This is a genomic window from Cryobacterium sp. (assembly GCF_026786305.1).
Taxonomy (GTDB): domain Bacteria; phylum Actinomycetota; class Actinomycetes; order Actinomycetales; family Microbacteriaceae; genus Cryobacterium.
The window spans coordinates 46240-65321 of record NZ_JAJAYI010000069.1 but is presented as its reverse complement, the minus strand read 5'-3'; the positions used below and the strand labels follow the sequence as shown (position 1 = coordinate 65321).

19 protein-coding genes are annotated in these 19082 nt (G+C 65.6%); 3 read left to right on the top strand and 16 right to left on the bottom strand.

What is annotated here, in order from left to right; translation table 11 throughout:
- Window positions 1-3 precede the first annotated feature (3 nt).
- The 4 genes from LH475_RS08240 to recO form a co-directional block, all read right to left on the bottom strand.
- The gene (locus LH475_RS08240; protein ID WP_297413365.1) at window positions 4-135 is read right to left on the bottom strand and encodes a hypothetical protein; all 132 of its coding nucleotides are present in this window, start codon (window positions 133-135) and stop codon (window positions 4-6) included.
- A gap of 84 nt (window positions 136-219) precedes the next feature.
- Window positions 220-957, bottom strand: coding sequence for a DsbA family oxidoreductase (locus tag LH475_RS08235; protein WP_297413363.1), 738 nt, complete (start codon window positions 955-957; stop codon window positions 220-222).
- Window positions 958-1016: 59 nt separating this feature from the next.
- Window positions 1017-1832: an isoprenyl transferase gene (locus LH475_RS08230; protein ID WP_297413397.1), complete on the bottom strand. Its 816-nt coding sequence runs from the start codon at window positions 1830-1832 to the stop codon at window positions 1017-1019.
- The gene (gene recO / locus LH475_RS08225) at window positions 1832-2572 is read right to left on the bottom strand and encodes a DNA repair protein RecO (protein ID WP_297413361.1); all 741 of its coding nucleotides are present in this window, start codon (window positions 2570-2572) and stop codon (window positions 1832-1834) included. The genes LH475_RS08230 and recO overlap by 1 nt, the downstream gene beginning before the upstream one ends.
- Before the next feature lie 167 nt (window positions 2573-2739).
- On the opposite strand from recO, the gene LH475_RS08220 reads away from it, so the two are divergent.
- On the top strand, window positions 2740-3417 hold the full coding sequence (locus tag LH475_RS08220; protein ID WP_196843764.1) for a hypothetical protein: 678 nt from the start codon (window positions 2740-2742) through the stop codon (window positions 3415-3417).
- 102 nt (window positions 3418-3519) lie between these two features.
- Here the strand turns inward: LH475_RS08220 and leuA are convergent, their stop codons facing one another.
- The 11 genes from leuA to hrcA all read right to left on the bottom strand — a co-directional run bounded on the left by leuA (window position 3520) and on the right by hrcA (window position 16651).
- The gene (leuA, locus tag LH475_RS08215) at window positions 3520-5286 is read right to left on the bottom strand and encodes a 2-isopropylmalate synthase (protein ID WP_196843765.1); all 1767 of its coding nucleotides are present in this window, start codon (window positions 5284-5286) and stop codon (window positions 3520-3522) included.
- Between the two features lie 178 nt (window positions 5287-5464).
- Entirely contained in the window at window positions 5465-8014 is a 2550-nt protein-coding gene (locus LH475_RS08210; RefSeq protein WP_297413359.1) for a DUF2156 domain-containing protein, read from the bottom strand.
- On the bottom strand, window positions 8011-9351 hold the full coding sequence (locus tag LH475_RS08205) for an alpha/beta hydrolase-fold protein (protein ID WP_196843767.1): 1341 nt from the start codon (window positions 9349-9351) through the stop codon (window positions 8011-8013). The genes LH475_RS08210 and LH475_RS08205 overlap by 4 nt, the downstream gene beginning before the upstream one ends.
- Before the next feature lie 157 nt (window positions 9352-9508).
- Window positions 9509-10426 carry a GTPase Era gene (era, locus tag LH475_RS08200; protein ID WP_196843768.1) on the bottom strand — a complete coding sequence of 306 codons (918 nt, stop codon included), beginning with the start codon at window positions 10424-10426 and terminating at the stop codon, window positions 9509-9511.
- Window positions 10423-11781: a hemolysin family protein gene (locus LH475_RS08195; RefSeq protein ID WP_196843769.1), complete on the bottom strand. Its 1359-nt coding sequence runs from the start codon at window positions 11779-11781 to the stop codon at window positions 10423-10425. The genes era and LH475_RS08195 overlap by 4 nt, the downstream gene beginning before the upstream one ends.
- Entirely contained in the window at window positions 11781-12245 is a 465-nt protein-coding gene (gene ybeY / locus LH475_RS08190) for an rRNA maturation RNase YbeY (RefSeq protein ID WP_196843770.1), read from the bottom strand. The genes LH475_RS08195 and ybeY overlap by 1 nt, the downstream gene beginning before the upstream one ends.
- The gene (locus LH475_RS08185) at window positions 12242-13255 is read right to left on the bottom strand and encodes a PhoH family protein (protein WP_297413395.1); all 1014 of its coding nucleotides are present in this window, start codon (window positions 13253-13255) and stop codon (window positions 12242-12244) included. The genes ybeY and LH475_RS08185 overlap by 4 nt, the downstream gene beginning before the upstream one ends.
- A gap of 61 nt (window positions 13256-13316) precedes the next feature.
- Complete coding sequence (locus tag LH475_RS08180) at window positions 13317-13694, bottom strand: HIT domain-containing protein (protein ID WP_297413355.1); 378 nt, start codon at window positions 13692-13694, stop codon at window positions 13317-13319.
- A gap of 19 nt (window positions 13695-13713) precedes the next feature.
- Window positions 13714-14454, bottom strand: coding sequence for a 16S rRNA (uracil(1498)-N(3))-methyltransferase (locus LH475_RS08175; RefSeq protein WP_196843772.1), 741 nt, complete (start codon window positions 14452-14454; stop codon window positions 13714-13716).
- 1 nt (window position 14455) lies between these two features.
- Entirely contained in the window at window positions 14456-15562 is a 1107-nt protein-coding gene (dnaJ, locus tag LH475_RS08170; RefSeq protein WP_196843773.1) for a molecular chaperone DnaJ, read from the bottom strand.
- A 69-nt stretch (window positions 15563-15631) separates the two neighbouring features.
- Window positions 15632-16651, bottom strand: coding sequence for a heat-inducible transcriptional repressor HrcA (gene hrcA, locus LH475_RS08165; protein ID WP_196843774.1), 1020 nt, complete (start codon window positions 16649-16651; stop codon window positions 15632-15634).
- A gap of 227 nt (window positions 16652-16878) precedes the next feature.
- Here hrcA and LH475_RS08160 point away from each other — a divergent pair, with 227 nt between their 5' ends.
- Together LH475_RS08160 and LH475_RS08155 are read left to right on the top strand one after the other, a co-directional pair.
- A complete protein-coding gene (locus tag LH475_RS08160) occupies window positions 16879-17361 on the top strand; it encodes a DUF4870 domain-containing protein (protein WP_196843775.1) in 483 nt (160 codons plus the stop codon).
- A gap of 88 nt (window positions 17362-17449) precedes the next feature.
- On the top strand, window positions 17450-17821 hold the full coding sequence (locus LH475_RS08155) for a DUF4870 domain-containing protein (protein ID WP_297413352.1): 372 nt from the start codon (window positions 17450-17452) through the stop codon (window positions 17819-17821).
- A 28-nt stretch (window positions 17822-17849) separates the two neighbouring features.
- Here LH475_RS08155 and hemW read toward each other — a convergent pair whose 3' ends face one another.
- Window positions 17850-19073 (bottom strand): radical SAM family heme chaperone HemW, encoded by a 1224-nt coding sequence (gene hemW, locus LH475_RS08150; RefSeq protein ID WP_196843776.1) that lies wholly within the window; start codon window positions 19071-19073, stop codon window positions 17850-17852.
- Window positions 19074-19082 lie beyond the last annotated feature (9 nt).

Genomic DNA, 19082 nt, shown 5'->3' with positions numbered 1-19082 from the left:
TTATTAGCTGCAGCAGCCGCCGCCGCAGCAGGAACCCGCGGCTTCGTCGGTTGCCGTGTCAGCGCTCAGAAGTTCGATGGTGGGACGGCCGCCAGCATCGGTGAAGACGGGTGGGGTGGTAATGGTGTCGCTCATGGGTGTTCTCCTGATCAATAGGGTGAAGGGGATGCGGCCGACTACGTGTGTAGTCAGGCTACGCGAGTTCGCTGGGTATCGCTGCTACGCCGAGGCCCCGTCGTCCAAACCGTCGGCCGAACCGTCGGCCGAACGGTCGGCCGAACGGTCGGCGCTGGCCTGGCCGAGAGCCTGAGCGAACGCGGTCGGATCCTGCGCGCCGGAGATGCCGTAGCGGCCGTCGATCACGAAAAACGGAACGCCCTGGATTCCGTAAGCGCCGGCCTGCGCCACGTCGGCCTTGACCGCGGCGAGGTACTCGTGCGCGTTGAGCGACCGCACCACATCGGCGCGGTCGAGTCCGATCTCGGCGGCGAGGTCGGCGAGGTCCTCGACCCGACCGACGTGGCGGCCGTCGATGAAGTAGGCCTTGAGCAGGCGTTCCATCATGTCGAGCTGGCGACCCTGGGCCTTGGCATAGTGCAGCAGCTCGTGCGAAATGACCGTGTTGGTCTGATGCACCGAGTCGTAGTCGTAGTCGAGGCCGACGCTCGCGGCGATCGCGGTAACGTTCTCGAGCATCGTCTGAACCTGATCGACGGGCATGCCCTTGCGCTGGCTCAGGTAGTCGACGGCGTTGTCGACGAATTCGACCGGGGTATCGGGTGAGAGTTCGAAGCTGTGGTACTCGACCTCGACGCGCCCGTCAAACATCGCCACGCCGGTCTCAAACTTGCGTTTTCCGATGTAGCACCAGGGGCACTGCACGTCAGACCAGATGTCGACCTTGATCGGGTCGGTGTTCGTGGATGCGGTTGTCTCGGTTGCAGTCGTGTCAGTCACTCTCGTCCCAACGGGGACCCGAGCGTTCGTATTCCCCGTTCGGAATATTTGGAGGCGCCTCAGGGCGTGGGAGCATCGACCGCGCCGCCGTAGCGCCGGTTGCGGGAGGCATAGAGCTCGACCGCGTGCCAGAGGTCGACCCGGGTGAAGTCCGGCCACAGTGTGTCCAGAAAGACCATTTCGGCGTAGGCGCTTTGCCAGAGGAGAAAGTTGCTGGTGCGCTGCTCCCCCGAGCTGCGCACGAACAGGTCGACGTCGGGCAGGTCCGGCACGTACAACTGCTTCGCAATGGCCTTCTCGGTGATGCCCGACGGCTTCAGCCTGCCCGCGGCTACGTCTACGGCCAGCGCGCGCACGGCATCCGTTATTTCCGTGCGACCGCCGTAATTCACACACATGGTGAGCGTGAGCACGTCGTTGCCCGCGGTGAGCCGCTCGGCAAATTGCAGTTCGTTGATAACGGATGCCCACAGTTTCGGCTTGCGCCCGGCCCACAGCACCCGCACGCCCCAGTCGTTGAGCTGATCGCGGCGACGATGAAGAACGTCGCGATTGAAGCCCATGAGAAAACGCACCTCATCGGGTGAACGCTTCCAATTCTCAGTGGAGAAGGCATAGACACTGAGGTGCTTGACGCCGATCTGGATGGCGCCGGCGACGACGTCGAGCAGGGCGGCCTCGCCGGCCTTATGCCCCTCGATGCGGGTGAGGCCCTTCTCGTTGGCCCAGCGGCCGTTGCCGTCCATAACGACGGCGACGTGCTCGGGCACGACTCTGCGGGGCAGTTCGGGTGGATACAGGCCCGTCCAGTCCAGCGGTTTGAACGGCACGGCATCCTTGTGCGTGAACCCTGTGTGGCCAAACAGCCGAGCCATCATCGGGCGACGTGTTCCAGGGAGCGAAGCCCGCGACCCAGGTGCCACTGCGTGTAAGCGGCGACGACGCCGGCCGCCTGGCTCTGCGTGCGTTCGGGCATCGCCGCGGCGTGCTCCCAATCGCCGGTGAGCAGCGCGCTCAGCAGGCCGATCGTCGCCGCGTCGAGCCGGGGCGAACCGGGTGGGGCGCAGGCGTCGCAGACGATGCCGCCGAGCTGCACCACCATGGCGCTGTGCTGTTCAACTGCGCCGTGCTGCCCAACTGCGCCGCACCGAGCGCAATCCTGAAAGCTCGGCGCCCACCCGGCCATCGATACGGCGCGCAGTAAATACGAGTTGAGGGTGAGGTGGGAGCCGTGCTCTTGGCGGGACAGCGACCGCAGCGCGCCGACCAGCAGCAGGTATTGCTGCAGCGACCCTTCCGATTCGGTGAGTTTGTCGGCGGTTTCCACCATGACGCTCGCGGCAGTGTAGCTGCCGTAGTCGGCGGTGATCAGGGCGCCGTACGAGCCAAGCGACTCGGCCTGCGTGATGATGTCGAGGCTGCGACCCTCGTAGAGCTGCACGTCGGCGACCATGAAGGGTTCGAGCCGAGCACCGAATTTGGAGCCGGTGCGCCGCACGCCCTTGGCGACTGCACGCACCTTGCCGTGCTTTCGCGTGAGCATGGTGACGATGCGGTCGGCTTCACCCAGCTTGTGGGTGCGCAGCACGACGGCTTCATCTCGATAGACAGGCACAGGTAATTATCCCACCCCGCCGCGGTAGATGTGGTCACGGCGTGGCGGCCCGAAGAACCGGCTGACGGTGTTGCTGACATTTTGTCACTAGTCTCGCCTGGCTCTGGTTTTTCGGGCCGGACGGGGGGAGACTTGGGGGTACTCGTCCCCATGGTATGGAGGTTTTCATGAAACCAGTCCAGGGCAGCCTGCCCGACATTATGCCCGTGCTCTCGCGTGGCAAGCACCGCACTCCCAAGAGCGGTGGCTGCTTCATGGAATTCGCCTCCTACCTCGCTGGCGAGTCCTGGAGCGACCACCCCGCTTGCACCCATCCGGTGCTCGCCTCGCTGGCTCGCATGGTCAACGACTGCAGCTCCGACGACGCCCGGTCGCGGCTCACGCTGCTGATCCCGTCGGTGATCGGCCTGACCGGTTCCGATAAGCGCGTGGAGGTCGCTGTCGCGCTGCGTGCCGGGTGCGAAGCGCTGCCGGTGGCGAGCCTGGAACGGCAGCGCGCACTCGCCGTGGGGGTTCTGACCTGCGAGCGAAGCGCATCCGTTCTTGATCCGGCGCTCGCCCTGCGGGTGCGCCCCCTCGTTCGGGCCGCCCTCGACGAAGCTCCCGATGCCGAACGCTGGGCCCGTAACTTCATCGGGAGCGTGCATTCCTGGTCGCACACCAAGTTCACGCCGCGCACCGCCGACACGATCATCCGCGTCGCCGTGCAGGGCATCGGTGAGGCCTGCGTCGCCGACCCGGACGCTCGGTTGTATACCCTGCTTGATCACGCGATCGACGATTGCAAGGCCCTGCTGGGTGCGCGCACGACGAACCGAACGGTGCACCTGCCCGTCCTGGCCTGATCGTCAGCCCCTTGACCGCACCCGGATGGTGCAACGAAAGCCCAGACCCTCAGTGACGAGTCTGGGCTTTCGTGTGTGCTGCGCCTAACGGATGCTGCGGCGTTAAACGGCGGCCAGTTCCAGGTCGCCGACCTCGGCACGGATGCCACGGTTGACCGCGGAGACAACCGCCTTGAGCGATGCGGTGGAGATGTCCGCGTCGATGCCGACGCCCCAGTAACGCTTTCCGTTCACGTCGAGCTCAACATAGGCGGCGGCCTGTGCGTCACCGCCGGCCGAGAGCGCGTGCTCCACGTAGTCGTACAGAGTGATCGCGATGCCGCGCTCGGCCATCACGCCGAGGAACGCGTTGATCGGACCGTTGCCCGACCCGGTCACCGGTGCCACGATGTCGCCGTCGCGCAGTTCGACGGAGAGGTCGACGGTACCGGACAGATCGCTTGAGGTGCGGGTGGAGTGCAGTTCGAAGCGTCCCCACTTGGCCTCGGGATTCTTGATCGTGGCCGGCAGGTACTCATCGTTGAAGATGTCCCAGATCTGCTCGCTCGTCACCTCGCCGCCCTCGGCATCGGTTTTGGCCTGCACGACGCCGGAGAACTCGATCTGCAGCTTGCGCGGCAGGTCGAGGGCGTGGTCGGTTTTGAGCAGGTAGGCGACGCCGCCCTTGCCGGACTGCGAGTTGACCCGGATCACAGCCTCGTAACTGCGGCCGAGGTCCTTTGGGTCGATCGGCAGGTAGGGAACAGCCCAGACCAGGTCGTTGACGGTGCAGCCCCGCTTGGCGGCGTCGGCATCCATGGCCTCGAAGCCTTTTTTGATGGCGTCCTGGTGCGATCCGCTGAACGCGGTGAAGACCAGGTCTCCGGCCCACGGGTTGCGTTCGGGTACCGGCAGCTGGTTGCAGTACTCCGCGGTGCGCTTGATCTCGTCGATGTTGCTGAAGTCGATCTGCGGGTCGATACCCTGCGTAAACAGGTTGATACCAAGAGCGACGAGGTCCACGTTGCCGGTGCGCTCCCCGTTGCCGAACAAGCAGCCCTCGATGCGGTCTGCACCGGCCAGATAGCCGAGCTCCGCGGCGGCGATCGCGGTTCCACGGTCGTTGTGCGGGTGCAACGAGATGAGAATGTTTTCGCGCTGGGCCAGGTGAGCGCTCATCCACTCAATGGAGTCCGCGTACACGTTCGGTGTGGCCATTTCAACGGTGGCCGGCAGGTTGACGATGACCTTGCGTTCCGGGGTGGGCGCCAGAACCTCGACGACCTGGTTGGTGATGTCGACGGCGAAATCGAGCTCGGTGCCGGTGAAGCTCTCCGGAGAGTACTCGTAGTAGATGGTCGTGCCGGGAATGGTCGCTTCCAGCTGCTTGCAGAGGCGCGCGCCGAACAGGGCCAGGTCGATGATCCCCTGCTTCTGCTCGCGGAACACGACCTCGCGCTGCAAAATGCTCGTGGAGTTGTAGAAGTGCACGATGGCCTGCTTGGCACCCGAGATGGACTCGTAGGTGCGCTTGATCAAATGCTCACGAGCCTGCGTGAGTACCTGGATGGTGACATCGTCGGGAATGGCGTTCTCGTCGATGAGGCTGCGCACGAAGTCGAAGTCGGTCTGGCTCGCCGAGGGGAACCCCACCTCGATCTCCTTGTAGCCCATGCGTACCAGCAGATCAAACATGATGCGCTTGCGCTCGGGGCTCATCGGATCGATGAGCGACTGATTGCCGTCCCGCAGGTCGACCGCGCACCAACGCGGGGCAACCGTGATGTGCTTGCTCGGCCAGGTGCGTTCGGGCAGGTCAACGGCGAACTGCTCGTGGTACGGGCGGTAGCGGTGGATCGGCAGTATGGATGCGGTCTGATTGTTCTTCATGGTCCTGTTTCCTCGTGGGTGTCGTACAGCCAACGACGAACTCCGCGACGAGGGAGGCCTTTAGATTAGGACTCGTCGCGGCAGCTAAGGAAGAGCGCACCGTTCAACACGGGTTCAGGCTAGCACCGTTTGGCCGCGCTGATACCACGGGTTGCTGCCGCCCATCTGCCAGCGGATGCTACTGGCCGCGTCCGCGCATCAGGGTCACGACGTCGCGCATCGAGAGGCTTGGCAGGTAGGCCTTCGCCAGCGCCAGCCCGATCTCCGGAAGTTCGACCGGGTCGGGGAAGGCCATGAAAACGGGGGCAAACTCCGGCTGGAATTTGCGTTTGAACAGCAGCAGCGACCGAAATCCGTAGACCGGTTCAAGCGTACGACCGAGATAGTCCAGCAGGCGGTCTGCGACGCCGCCCTGCCGTGGCCCGGAGGATTGGGCGAGCGGTGCTACGGACAGGCTGAGAAACTGAATCTGCGCGGTCTCCTGCATCCGCTCCGCCGTTTGTGCGATCAAAAACTCCATCACACCGTTGATGCTGTCTGGCCGACGCCGCATGAAGTCCAGGGTCCAGCCGACTATGACTCCCTCCCGGTAGGTTGGCAGCCAGCTGGTCACGGCGTGCACGCGGTCTGCGCTGTCGACGGCGAGCATGAGGCGCACGGCGGGGTCACGCAGTTCGTCGAGGCCACCGAGGGTGAACCCCAGTTCGGGGAGTTCCTTCTCTTGAACCCACTGCTCCGAGATCTCCGCGATTTGGGTCGTCGCCGCCAGTGACAGCGCCCGGTAACTGGTCCAGATCGCCCGCACGCCGGCGCGGTCGGCACGATTGATCGACGTGCGGATGTCCTGCCACTTTTTTCCCGTGGTGCTCCAGCTGCTCGGGCGCAGCAGCGTCTCCTCCCCCACCTGCATGGTGTGCCAGCCCATCGCGTCGAATACGGGGTGCCAACTCTCGTGCAGGCTGTAGAACACCGGCACCCAGCCGCGGTCATCGCACATCCGGGCGAAGGATGCGACAGCGTCGGACGCCTCAGAAGATGGTCCGACCGGTTCTGACGTGGTGATGGCGATGCTGTTCACGACGCGGTAGGCGATCGCGGTGCGTCCGCTCGCGGTGAACCACAGGGAGTTGCCGGTCCACGTGGTCATGAACCCGAGCGATCCGCCGCCATGGGCGGACAGCAGGGTGCGCAGCCGCGCCGGCGAGTCGGCGGTCGGCCCGACGGCGGCGCTCTGCAGGCAGACGATCGCTCCAACGAAAACGACGATCCAGAAGACAGCACCGACTCCGTCGTACAGGGCGGTGGCGAGGGGGTCGGTCGGAAGGAACGACACCCGTTCCAGACGCAGGAAGCCGACCGGAATGAATCGTTCGGGAACATCCGCCAGCAAGTCGAGCAGGCTGACCGCGGGCCGAAAATGGTCGCGAAGCAGCCAGCCGACACCGACATAGAACGGGACGAGGGCGGCGAAGCTGCCGAGGGTGACCAGGAGAAACCGCCGCCGCTGGCCGGCGCGGGAGTAGACCGGAAAGCGGCGCAGGTTGCCGAGGATGACGAGGGCCACGGCGAGGGGAATGAGCACCGAGACCACGAGGATGAGCGTGACCTCCCAGTACCGGCCGGACTGCCATTGCCAGACGTAGGCCTGCCCGGAAAGGGGCAACAGCCCGTAATACCAGGCGGCGAGCAGGGCGAGCCCGGTGTTGATCGTGATGGCGAGCCACGCGGCGAACCGTCGACCGCGGGCGAGCCCGACAGCGGCAACGACGAGGGTGAGCAGAGGCAGCAGGCTCACCAGTACCGGCCCGGCCCCGCCGATGCGTTCGAGGCTGAGTTCCTGCACGCACTGCCGGGTCACGTCACCGAGCAGGCAGCGGTCAACGACCTCCCCCGCCGTCGGTACGTCCTGGGAGAACAGCAGGCCAAGCGGTGCGAGCAGACCGAACCTTGCCCCTGAGAAGATGGTGATGACCGGGCCGACGGCGACCATGCCGACAATGGCGGCCAGCAGGGTGCGGGTTTCGTGGTCGGAACTGCGCCGCCACGACGTGACACGGAGTGTCGGGCGAAACAGCCAGCCCACACCGAGCCCGACCGCCACGGCCAGCATCCGATAGAGGTCGGAGGGCTGGCCGGAATACAGCACGAGCACGAGCACCGTCGACAGCCCCAGCACGCGGATGCGGCGACGCCAGAGCGGCCCGACGAAGTAACTGGCCGCCATAGCGCTGCCAAAGATGGGGGTGAAAGGGTCGATCGCCCACAACTCGCTCACACCGCGCGACCACATCTCCCCGCCCGCCACACCGAGGTACTGGGCACCGAGGCCGATCGTCGCACCGAGAATCGCCGTTGCCAGAAAGGCGATCACGGTGCGCCGGGTGCCCATCAGCCGCTCGGCGAAACCCAGTAGGATCACAGCGCCGGCCAGCGCCAGCACCAGTTCGGCGCCGTTGTCGACGAAGAACGTTGAGGTGAGCGGCGACCACCAGTGACCGAGTTCGATGACCGACTCGTAGCCGGTGCCGAAGAGAAGACGGATGTCTCGAGACGGCCCCGAGATCACCCCGCTGACCAGCGCGACGACGAGTAGGGACCCGGCGTAGGCGAGGGCGAACGGGCGCCGAGCCGCGAACCGCCCGAACGATCCGATCCCGACGCCTCGCGCCGGGATCGGTTTCGTGGGGACGCGCTTTCTGGATTCACTCTCGATTCTGTTTCGGGTCATCGTGTCAGCGCCCCGGCGTCGGGCGCGAGCAAAGCGGTGCGGGCGGCGATGACGGGCAGTGCTGTGGCCCAGGCGTAGTCAACGGTGTGCCAGTCGTGGGCCGTGCCGGGTGACACGAACAGGTGGGTGTCAACGCCGGCCCGCTTGGCAGCATCCGCTAGCGCGTGCACCCCGGGCAGAAAGCGCAGGTCACCGTCGCCGACGACGAAGATCGCTCCGAGGGCGCCGTACGGTGCGTGCGCGGCGAGGAGAGCGGTCGGTGCTGCTGCGGCGTAGGCGGCGGCGCTGCCGCCGAAACCGGCTGCCACCGTATGCGCCTCGCTTCCGTATTTGGGAACGAGCTCTCCCGCGATGTCTAAAATCGTACCGAACAGCTGCGGATGCGCGGCTCCAAGCTGAATTGAACACGTGCCACCCTGGGAGAATCCGGCGATGGTCCAGCCATTCGGCTGGTCCCTCACATGCAGGTGCGCGCGGATCCAGGCCGGAACATCGATGGTGAGATAGCTGTCTACCTGGCCGAGCGCAGAATCCACGCACATTGGATTGCTTTTAGGAGAACCGAGCTGGTCGGGAACCACGACGATGGGGGCCAGGCCGGAGTGTGCCTGGGCGTACCGGTCGAGAATATCGGCCAGACCGCCGGCCGTGAACACGTCGCTCGGGCTGCCGGGTTGGCCCGAGAGCATCTCGACCACGGGTAGCGCGGGCGCTTTGGTGCCCGTTGCCGCTGGCGGCAGGTAGACCATGGCGGAGCGGGCGGCGAATCCTGAAACCGTCCCCGGGATGGTGACGGTGCCGACGGTGCCGGTTGAGGAACCGGTGCTGCCAGTGGTGCCGGCCACGTGCGTGCCGCCCTGCCCGCTGGCGAGCGCCCGGTCAAGTGGTGCGTAGGTGGCCAGACCGAGAGCCACGCGCAGGGTGGGAAACTGGCCAACATCGGCGTTGATACCGGTCGCGGCGCTCAGCAGGCAGAGCGGTAGGGCACAGATGGCGACTACTTGCCGCCATCGAACCTGACCGCGCAGGTTCAGCAGCACAATCGCGACGCTGGCAAACAGAGCGGTGGTCCAGAGCCGGGTGCCGATGGACAGTGACACTCCCCACGGATCCCAGACGTCACTGACGAACCAGGCCAGCACCCAACCGGAGGCTGCACCGATCACGGCGCCGATAACGGTAACGACGGCGCGACGCACGCCGGTCGGACCGAGCAGCACGAGCAGTAGCGCGAGGCCGGTGACGCCGTAGAGCGTCGCGAGGAACGGAGCGTCGGTGAGGTTGACATCGAGCGGACTGACATCGAGCGGACTGACATCGAGCAACAGCGAGTTCATCCGGGGCCTCCGAATTCATTGTGGCATTGCGGAGTCGTTCCGCGCCCCTCGCGGCTACTTTGTCGGCCGCAACCCGGGTAAGCCACGGCTCGATTGCAGCCTACTCACAGCCAGAGTACGGAAGCCGCCCAGCCGCGGGTACCAACCGGCTGATTCGCTAGAAGCCGAGGCGGCCGAGCTGCTTCGGATCGCGCTGCCATTCCTTGGCGATCTTTACCCGCAGCGACAGAAACACGCGCTTGCCAACGAGCGGTTCGATCTGCTTGCGGGCGCGGGTGCCGACATCCTTCAGTCGGCTGCCCGACTTGCCGATGATGATGCCCTTCTGGCTGTCTCGTTCCACGAACAGGTTGGCGTAAATCTCGACCAGTTCCTGATCGTCCCGCTCAATGATGTCGTCGATGGTCACCGCGATCGAGTGCGGCAGTTCGTCGGTGACACCCTCCAGAGCGGCCTCGCGGATAAATTCGGAGATGCGCGATTCGAGTGTCTCGTCGGTGACCGCGTCAGCCGGGTAGAGCGGTGCATCCGCGTACGGCAGGAGGCGCAGCAGTTCGGTCGCGAGGGTATCCAATTGGATGCGGCTGGTCGAGGAGATCGGCACGATCGCCTCCCAATCCCGCAACTGCGAAACGGCGAGCAGCTGATTGGCGACGTTGGTTTTGGAGGATGCGTCAATCTTGGTGACGATGGCGACCTTTTTGGCTCGCGGGAAGGCATCCAGTTGCTCATTGATGAATTTGTCGCCCGGGCCGATCGGCTCGTTGGCCGGAACGCACAGACCGATCACGTCGACGCCGGCGAGGGTCGCCGTAACGAGGCTGTTGAGGCGCTCGCCGAGGAGAGTGCGGGGGCGGTGGATGCCGGGGGTGTCGACCAGAATGAGCTGACCGTTCTTCTGATGCACGATGCCGCGAATGGCGCGGCGCGTGGTTTGCGGCTTCGACGAGGTGATCGCAACTTTCTCACCCACCAGTGCGTTCGTCAGGGTGGACTTGCCCACGTTGGGGCGTCCCACGAACGAGACGAATCCCGCACGGTACCCGGCGGGGTGGGGCTCAATTGTTGCGGTCATGACCGTTCTCCTTCATCATCTGACACGGTGCGTGCGCCTGTGTTGCTACTGCTGCTGTAACTGCTCGGCGCCGTGAGGAATGCGGTCTGCGCCTCAATCAAAGCTTCATCGCGTTCCACCAGCACGGTGCTGATGCGCTTGCGGCGGCCTTCGGTGCGCTCGGCGGTGAGGTTCAAGCCACTCACCGTGGCGACCGACCCGGCCACGGGCAGTCGTCCGAGGGCCTTGGCCAGCAGGCCACCCACCGAGTCGACATCGTCGTCGTCGAGTTCGAGATTGAACAGCTCGCCCAGCTCGTCGACCGGCAGTCGGGCGCTCACCCGAAAATGCCCGTCACCGAGGTCTTCGAACTCGACCACGTCGCGGTCGTATTCGTCGGAGATATCGCCGACGAGCTCCTCAATCAGGTCTTCGAGGGTGACCAGTCCCGCGATTCCGCCGTACTCGTCAACCACCATGGCCAGGTGGTTGGACTCCAGCTGCATCTGCCGCAGCATGTCGTCGCCCTTCTTTGACTCGGGCACGAAGACGGCCGGCCGGGCCAGATCGGCCACGGTGAGCTGGAGGGCGTTCATCGGTCGCTCAAACACCAGCCGGGCGACGTCGCGCAGGTACAGAATGCCGGCGATGTCGTCGACCTCACCGCCCCGAACGGGCACGCGGGAGGTGCCGCTGCTCAGGAACAGGCCCATGGCCGCATCAATGCTCGCGTCGGCGTCGATGGTGATCATATCGGTGCGGGGAATCATCACTTCGCGCACGACCGTCTCGCTGAACTCAAAGATGGAGTGGATGAGTTCGCGGTCGTCTTCCTCGATCACGTCGAGCTCGGTGGCCTCGTCCACCATGCTGAGCAGCTGGTCTTCGGAGGTGAAGGTGGCGAGCTTGGTGCGGCCGGGAGTGACCCGGTTGCCGAGGGCGACGAGGGCGTTGGCGATCGGGCCGAGCAGCACGCGCACGAAGTGCACGACCAGGGCGCTTGCGGTCAGCAGGTTGATCGGATGGGCACGTCCAACGCTGCGCGGGCTCGCGCCGACCAGCACGAACGATACCGAGGTCATGATGAGCGCCGAGAGCATGAGGGCAAGCCAGAGGGCGTCGATGGTAGTCGCGAAAACCAGGGTCACCAGAACAGCCGCCGTGGTCTCGGCGGTGATTCGAATGAAGTTGATCGCGTTCAGGTGCGCGCCGGTATCGTCGGCGATGGCCTGCAGCGACCGTTTGGCGCGATGATTCGCCACCAGGCTCGCGATATCGGCCCGAGATTGGGACGTGATCGCTGCGTCAACGGCCGCCATGAGCCCGGCGAACACCACCAGGATCACGGCCGCATAAATAAACCACACGATGTGCATCAGGGGCGTTGTCGTTCCTGCACGGAGAAGCCGATGAGAATGTCGCGCTGGATGCCGAACATCTCTTTCTCTTCCGCCGGTTCCGCGTGGTCGAAGCCGAGCAGGTGCAGCACGCCGTGGGTCGTCAGCAGCAGCAGCTCGTCGAGGGTGCTGTGGCCGGCGGTCTCGGCCTGGGACTGGGCGACCTGCGGGCACAGCACAATATCACCGAGCAGTCCGGGCGGGGTCTCCTGCTCCTCGGTACCGGGGCGCAGTTCGTCCATCGGAAAGCTCAGCACGTCGGTGGGACCCGGTTCGTCCATCCACTGCACGTGCAGCTGCTCCATGGCCCCCTCGTCGACGAGCACGATGGCGAGCTCCGCGTCGGCGTGTACGTGCATGGTGTCGAGCGCGAAGGCAGCGAGACGCAAAATGGCGGACTCATCGACCGGAATGGCCGACTCGTTGTTGATTTCGATGCTCAACTGGAACTCCGTTTCGGGTTGCGGCCGGGCGTGCCGACGCGCTGGGCGCCGCGGGTGGCAAATTCTCGGGCTTCAGCACTCTCCTGGCGAAGAGCCTGCTTCTGCGCGTCGTACTCGGTATAGGCGTCGACGATGCGGCCGACGAGCGAGTGCCGCACCACGTCGGCGCTGGTCAAATAGGCGAAGTGGATGTCGTCGATCCCGTCGAGCACGCGGGTGACCAGTTTCAGGCCGCTCGTGCCAGCCGGCAGGTCGATCTGGGTGACGTCGCCGGTGATGACCATCTTCGAGCCGAAGCCGAGGCGGGTCAGGAACATCTTCATCTGTTCCGGCGTGGTGTTCTGGGCTTCGTCCAGCACGACGAAGCTCGCGTTGAGGGTACGGCCACGCATATAAGCGAGCGGGGCCACCTCGATCGTGCCAGCGGCGAGCAGCTTGGGTATGAGTTCGGGGTCGAGCATTTCGCCGAGTGCGTCGTAGAGCGGCCGCAGGTAGGGGTCGATTTTGTCGGTGAGGGTACCCGGCAGAAAGCCGAGCCGTTCACCGGCCTCAACGGCCGGCCGGGTCAGGATGATGCGATCGACCTCCTTGTTCTGCAGGGCGCGCACCGCCTTCGCCATGGCGAGGTAGGTCTTGCCGGTACCCGCCGGGCCGATGCCGAACACGATCGTGTTGTCGTCGATCGCGTCGACGTAGTCTTTCTGGCCAACCGACTTGGCCCGGATACTCTTGCCCCGCGCGGTCAGAATGGGGGCGCCGAGCTGCGCGGAGGGGCTCACGGAGCTGTCCGCGGCGAGCATCCGTGCAGCCGTGACGACCTCGGTCTCGTCGAGGTCGTGGCCGGTGCGGAGGGCCATCTGCATTTCTTCGATCAGGCGCCGCACGGCCAAAACGTCGTCGGCCCTGCCGGCGAGGGTGACCTCGTTGCCGCGCACGTGCACATCGACGTTCGGGTACGCGCCCTCGATGGTACTCAGGTAGCGGTCTTCGGGCCCGAGCAGGCGCACCATGGCGACGCCGTCGACGGTGAAGCGCAGTTCGGTGGTGTTGTTGGAGCCGGCGTTGCCGGGTTTAGAGGGCGCCAAGGGAGTCCTCCCCCAGCGAGTCGGCCGGTTCCGGGCTGCCCAGGACGTGGGCGTGCACGTGGAATACGGTCTGGCCGGCGGCCGCGCCGGTGTTGAAGACGAGGCGGAACTGCCCGTTGGTTCGTTCTGCGGCGATCTGCTCGGCCACGGCGACGAGTTCGACCAGCAGGGCCGGGTTGCCGGCCGCGAGCTCGGCGACATTCTGGTACTGCGGGTCTTTCGTGGTGACGACGACGTGGACCGGGGCTTTCGGGGCGATGTCGAGAAAAGCGATGATGTGTTCGGTCTCGGCCACGATCGTCGCCGGAATCTCACGCGCGACGATACGGCTGAAAATGGTCGGTTGGGCACCAGAAGAAGACATGCCTCTATCTTAAGCGGCGCTACCAGCGGCCAAGGGTCGCATTGAGGATTGCGAGGGCGGCCGGTCCGGCGGTCGACGTGCGCAGCACGGTGTCGCCGAGGCGCACCGGGGTCGCGCCGGACTGTTCGAGCAGGATTAGTTCGGCCGGGGAGATCCCGCCCTCCGGGCCGACGACGAGCAGAATGTCGCGGTCGTCGGTGGGCGCGGCCACCTCGGTGAGGCGACCGGTCGCGAACGGGTCGAGCAGCAGCATCCGGGTGGTGGCGGCCAGCCCGGCCAGGTGCTTGGTGCTGGCGAGCGGAGCGACACCGGGCAGCCAGGCCCGAATCGACTGTTTGCTGGCCTCGCGCACGATGCTGCTCCAGCGTTCGTGGCCCTTGGCGATCTTGGGCCCCTCCCATTTGGTGATGGAGCGGGCAGCACTCCAGGGGATGACTCCATCCACGCCGAGTTCGGTGGCGGCCTGAATGGCCAGCTCGTCACGGTCGCCCTTGGCGAGGGCCTGCACCAAACGGATGCGCGGCGTCGTCGCCGCCGTCTCGATCGCGTCATCGACGCGCAGGGTCAACACCATAGCCTCCGCAGAAAGCACCGTGCCTTCCAGGAGCAGCCCGGCTCCATTACCCAGGCGGAGCCGGTCCCCGGGACGAACCCGGCTGACCGTGACCGCGTGGCGCGCCTCCGCGCCGTCGACGGTCACGACCTGCCCCGGGCGGCTGTCCGCCGCCCGGAGCGTTTCCTGCAGGTAGAAATGTGCCACGTTAGCCGAGGAACCGGTCGCGCAGCTTGGCGAACAGTCCCTGCTGGTACTGGCTCAGGCTGGGCGCGGGGGCCGCATATCGGGCGGCGAACTGCTCGATCAGATCGCGTCCCTTGTGGTCCAGTTTGGTCGGCGTGACCACGTGGATGCCGATCTTGAGATCGCCACGGCCGCTGCCGCGCAGCTTGGTGATGCCGCGGTCCTTGATCGTGAGCACCTCGGCGCTCTGCGCGCCGGGGCGAATCTCCACCTCGATGTCGCCGTCGAGCGCCTTCACGGTGACGCTCGTGCCGAGTATGGCGCTGGTCATGGGCACGTCGAGCGAGCACATCAGGTCGTCGCCGTCGCGGCTGAACACGTCGTGGTGGCGCACCTTCATTTCGAGGTACAGGTCGCCGTTGGGACCGGCGGCCGGGCCGGCTTCGCCACTGCCGGGCATCTGCAGGCGCAAGCCGGTATCGACCCCGGCGGGGATGTCCACCGGAACAGTTCGGCGGGCCCGCACGCGGCCCTGGCCGGAGCAGGTCATACACGGCGTCGCGATGATGGTGCCGTAGCCGCGGCAGGAACCGCACGGGCTCGACGTCATCACGTTGCCGAGCAGGGAACGCACCGCACGCTGGATGCTGCCGGTGCCGTGGCAGATGTCGCAGGTGATGGGTGACGTGCCCGGGGCACAGCAGGAGCCCTTGCAGGTGTCGCAGACGATTGCAGTGTCGACCGCGAGGTCGCGGTGCGTGCCGAAGATGACCTCATCGAGGTCGAGTTCCACCCGAATCAGGGCGTCCTGGCCACGTTCGCGGCGGGAGCGCGGGCCGCGGCCGCTGCCTCCGCCGCCCCCGCCGAAGAATGTCTCGAAGATGTCACCGAAGTTGCCGAAGTTCTGGCCGTCGAAGCCACCGTTCTGGCCGCCCTGGTCGTACTTTTGGCGCTGTTTGGCGTCGCTGAGCACGTCGTAGGCGTGGGTGATGCTCTTGAACCGTTCCGAGGCTTCGGCGCCGGGGTTCACGTCGGGGTGCAATTCGCGGGCGAGGCGGCGGTACGCCTTCTTGATTTCGTCGGTGGTCGCGTCGCGGCTAACGCCGAGAGCTTCGTAGTGGTCAGCCAAAGGGTGGCTCTCCTTGTTGTTCTGATGGTTGTTCGAAATGGTGGCGGTACCGCGCGGGCGGCGAAAGTTTTAGGTCTCGCCGAGCAGGCGGGAGAGGTAGCGGGCGACGGCGCGCACCGCCGCCATGTTGTTGGAATAGTCCATGCGGGTCGGCCCGAGAACCCCGAGACGGGCGAGGTTGCCGTTCGCGGTGTAGCCGCTGGTGAGCACGCTCGCCTCGGGCAGGCCGAAGGCCGCATTTTCGCGGCCGATGCTCACCGACACGCCGTGCTGGTCGGTCTCCATCTCGCCGAACAGGCGCAGGAGCACCACCTGCTCTTCGATGGCTTCAAGGACCGGGTAGATGCTGCCGGAGAAGTCGTCTTCGGTGCGCACCAGGTTCGCTGCGCCGGCCATGACGAGTTTGTCCTGGCGATTGGCGCCGACCTGGTCGGCGAGGGTACTCGTGATCAGGTCGACGATCGGCTGCAAAGCGGGCGCACCCGGCCAGATGCTCGCGGCGAGGGCAGCGCTCGCTTCGGCCATGCACAGTCCGACGACCGCGACATTGAGGCGGGCACGCACCTCGCCGAGCGTCTGCTCGTCGAGTGCACGTGGCAGGTCGATCACTCTCTGTTCCACCCCGCCAGAATCGGTGATCAGCACCGAGAGGATGCGTGTCGCGGTCAGCGGGACGAACTCGATGTGGCGCACTTTGGCGCGCGACAGCGAGGGGTACTGCACGAGCGCGACCTGGTGGGTGAGCTGCGAGAGCAGTCGCACGCTGCGCACGAGCACCTCGTCGAGGTCGGCGGAATGGCCCAGAAACGTTTCGATCGCCTGGCGCTGGGCCGAAGTGAGCGGGCGCAGATCAGCGAGATGGTCGACAAAAACGCGGTAGCCCTTGTCGGTCGGAATGCGCCCCGACGAGGTGTGTGGCGCCGCGATCAGCTCTTCTTCTTCGAGCAGGGCCATGTCGTTGCGAATGGTGGCGGCGGAGACGCCGAAAGAGTGCCGGTCGACGATGGATTTGGAGCCGACGGGTTCACGGGAGGCGACGTAGTCCTGCACGATGACGCGCAACACATCGAGGCCACGGTCGGAAACCATTGCGCCCGCCTTCCTGATTCTCCGGTATCGCTTCAGTTGAGCGGATGCCGCAACCTCGCGCCCTGGTGGGCACGCTGGAACGCAGCTTTGCCGGCACATCGTTGGCACTCGCATCCACTGACTGCCAATCCTATCGCGACCGGCTGGAAACGCCCATTGCCAGTATCCCGAACCAAGCGTTAAATTACCGATGTATGCTCCCATTGTTTTTAGCGAAAGGCACGATCATGAGTGATCCACAGGCACAACCTCCCGGAGATTCCAACTATCGTGAGCCGAATGCCGGCCAGCCGGGATACGGCCAGCAGCCCGGCGGGCAACCCGCGGGAAGCCCGTACGCCAACCCGGTGGTCGCGGCACCACTCTCCGAGGCCGACGATCGACAGTGGGCCTCCTTTGCGCACCTCGGCGGCATCCTGAGCTTCCTGCCCTCCCTGATCATTTGGCTGGTCTTCAAGGACCGCGGTCGCCTCACCAATATCGAGGCGAAGGAGGCGCTCAACTTTCAGATCACCCTGCTGATCGGCTATGTCGCGATTAATGTACTATCGTTTATTCTCGCCATCGTCACCTTCGGAATCGGTGGACTGATCATCGGGCTGGCCTGGCTGCTCTGGGTGGCCGGGGTCATTTTTTCGATCATGGGCTTCCTGAAGGCCAAGGAAGGCCAGAATTATCGGTATCCGTTCGCCCTGCGTTTGATCAAATAACAGTTCGCAGTGCTTTTCGACAGGGGGCGATTACTCTGGGAGTCACTGGCACTGCCGTGCCGGCGCCCGGTCGTAATCAGGAGCACCCATGTCTGAGCAGAACCCATACCAGTCGACACCTCCCACCCCCATGAGTCCCGCCGACGAGAAATTGTGGGCGACACTGATCCATGTCGGCGGCATCCTCTTCAGCTTTCTGCCGGCGCTGATCGGCTACCTCGTGCTGCGGGATCGCGGACCCTTCATCCGCGCGCACACTGCGACCGCGCTGAACTTTCAGATCTCGTTCTACATCTACGCCGCCGTGCTGGTGCCCATCAGTATCGTCACACTCGGCATCGGCAGCGTTCTTTACGCACCGCTCTTCATCATTGCGCTCGTATTCATGATCATGGCGGCCCTGGCGGCCAACCGTGGCGAGGGCTACAGCTATCCGCTCACCATCAGGTTCGTCAGCTGACAGCGCGCAAGCATGAGTGGTGCGGGCGCTAGTCGCTCAGCCGCCGCACCACGGCGTCGGCCAGCAGCCGTCCGCGCAGGGTCAGTTCGATTGTTCCGGCGAGGGCGGCCCGCGCGTTGACGAGCTCATCGGCGATGAGCCCAGCGACCTCGGTGCGGCCCGACGCCGACAGCGACGCGACCAAAATACCGGTGCGGATGCGGCTTTGCAGCAGGATACGCTCGAGCTCACGGGTCGGCGCGTCGAGCGTCTCGCGCCCGGCGGCCGGCGAGAGGCCCCCGAGGGTGCGTTCGGCGTAGGCCGCCGGATGCTTGACGTTCCACCAGCGCACGCCGCCGACATGGCTGTGCGCGCCGGGGCCGACGCCCCACCAGTCCTGGCCGGTCCAGTACGCGAGGTTATGGCGGGACCGGTGCGCGTCCGTCGCGGCCCAGTTGCTGACTTCGTACCAGTCGTAGCCGGCGGCGGCGAGGAGTTCGTCGGCCAGCTCGTAGAAGTCGGCCTGCTGGTCATCGTCGGTCGGCGCGATCTCGCCGCGGCGAATCTGCCGCGCCAGCTTGGTGCCGTCTTCAACGATCAGCGCGTACGCGCTCAGGTGGTCGGGGTGCAGACTGAGAGCCTGCTCGAGGCTCGTGCGCCAGTTCGCGAGCGACTCCCCCGGCGTGCCGTAGATGAGGTCGAGGCTCACGTCGAGGCCGGCGCCGCGGGCCCACTCGACGACGAGCGGTACCCGCTCGGGATCGTGGGTGCGTTCGAGCGTCGCGAGCACGTGCGGCACCGCGGACTGCATGCCGAACGATACCCGGGTGAATCCGGCGTCGGCGAGGGCGCCGAGGTAGGCCGCGTCGACCGAGTCGGGGTTCGCCTCGGTGGTGACTTCCGCGCCCGGCTGGAAGCCCCACTGGTCGCGCACGGCACCGAGCATGCGGGTCAGGTCGGTCACCGGCAGTAGTGTCGGCGTTCCTCCCCCGAAAAACACCGTCGAGACGGGGCGTTCCGGCACGCCCGATGCGGTCAGGATGCGTGCGGCCGCCTCCACCTCGAGCATGGCCTGGCTGGCATAATCGCTCTGTTTGACCCCGCGCAGTTCGGTCGCGGTGTAGGTGTTGAAGTCGCAGTAGCCGCAGCGTACCCGGCAGAACGGCACGTGCAGGTAGACGCCGAAATCGCGCCCGAAGGCGTCAACGGCCGCCGAGGCGGGAAGGAGGCCATCGTCGGGTGCTGGATCGCCGACGGGGTGGGGTCCGGCCATGGGTAGTGC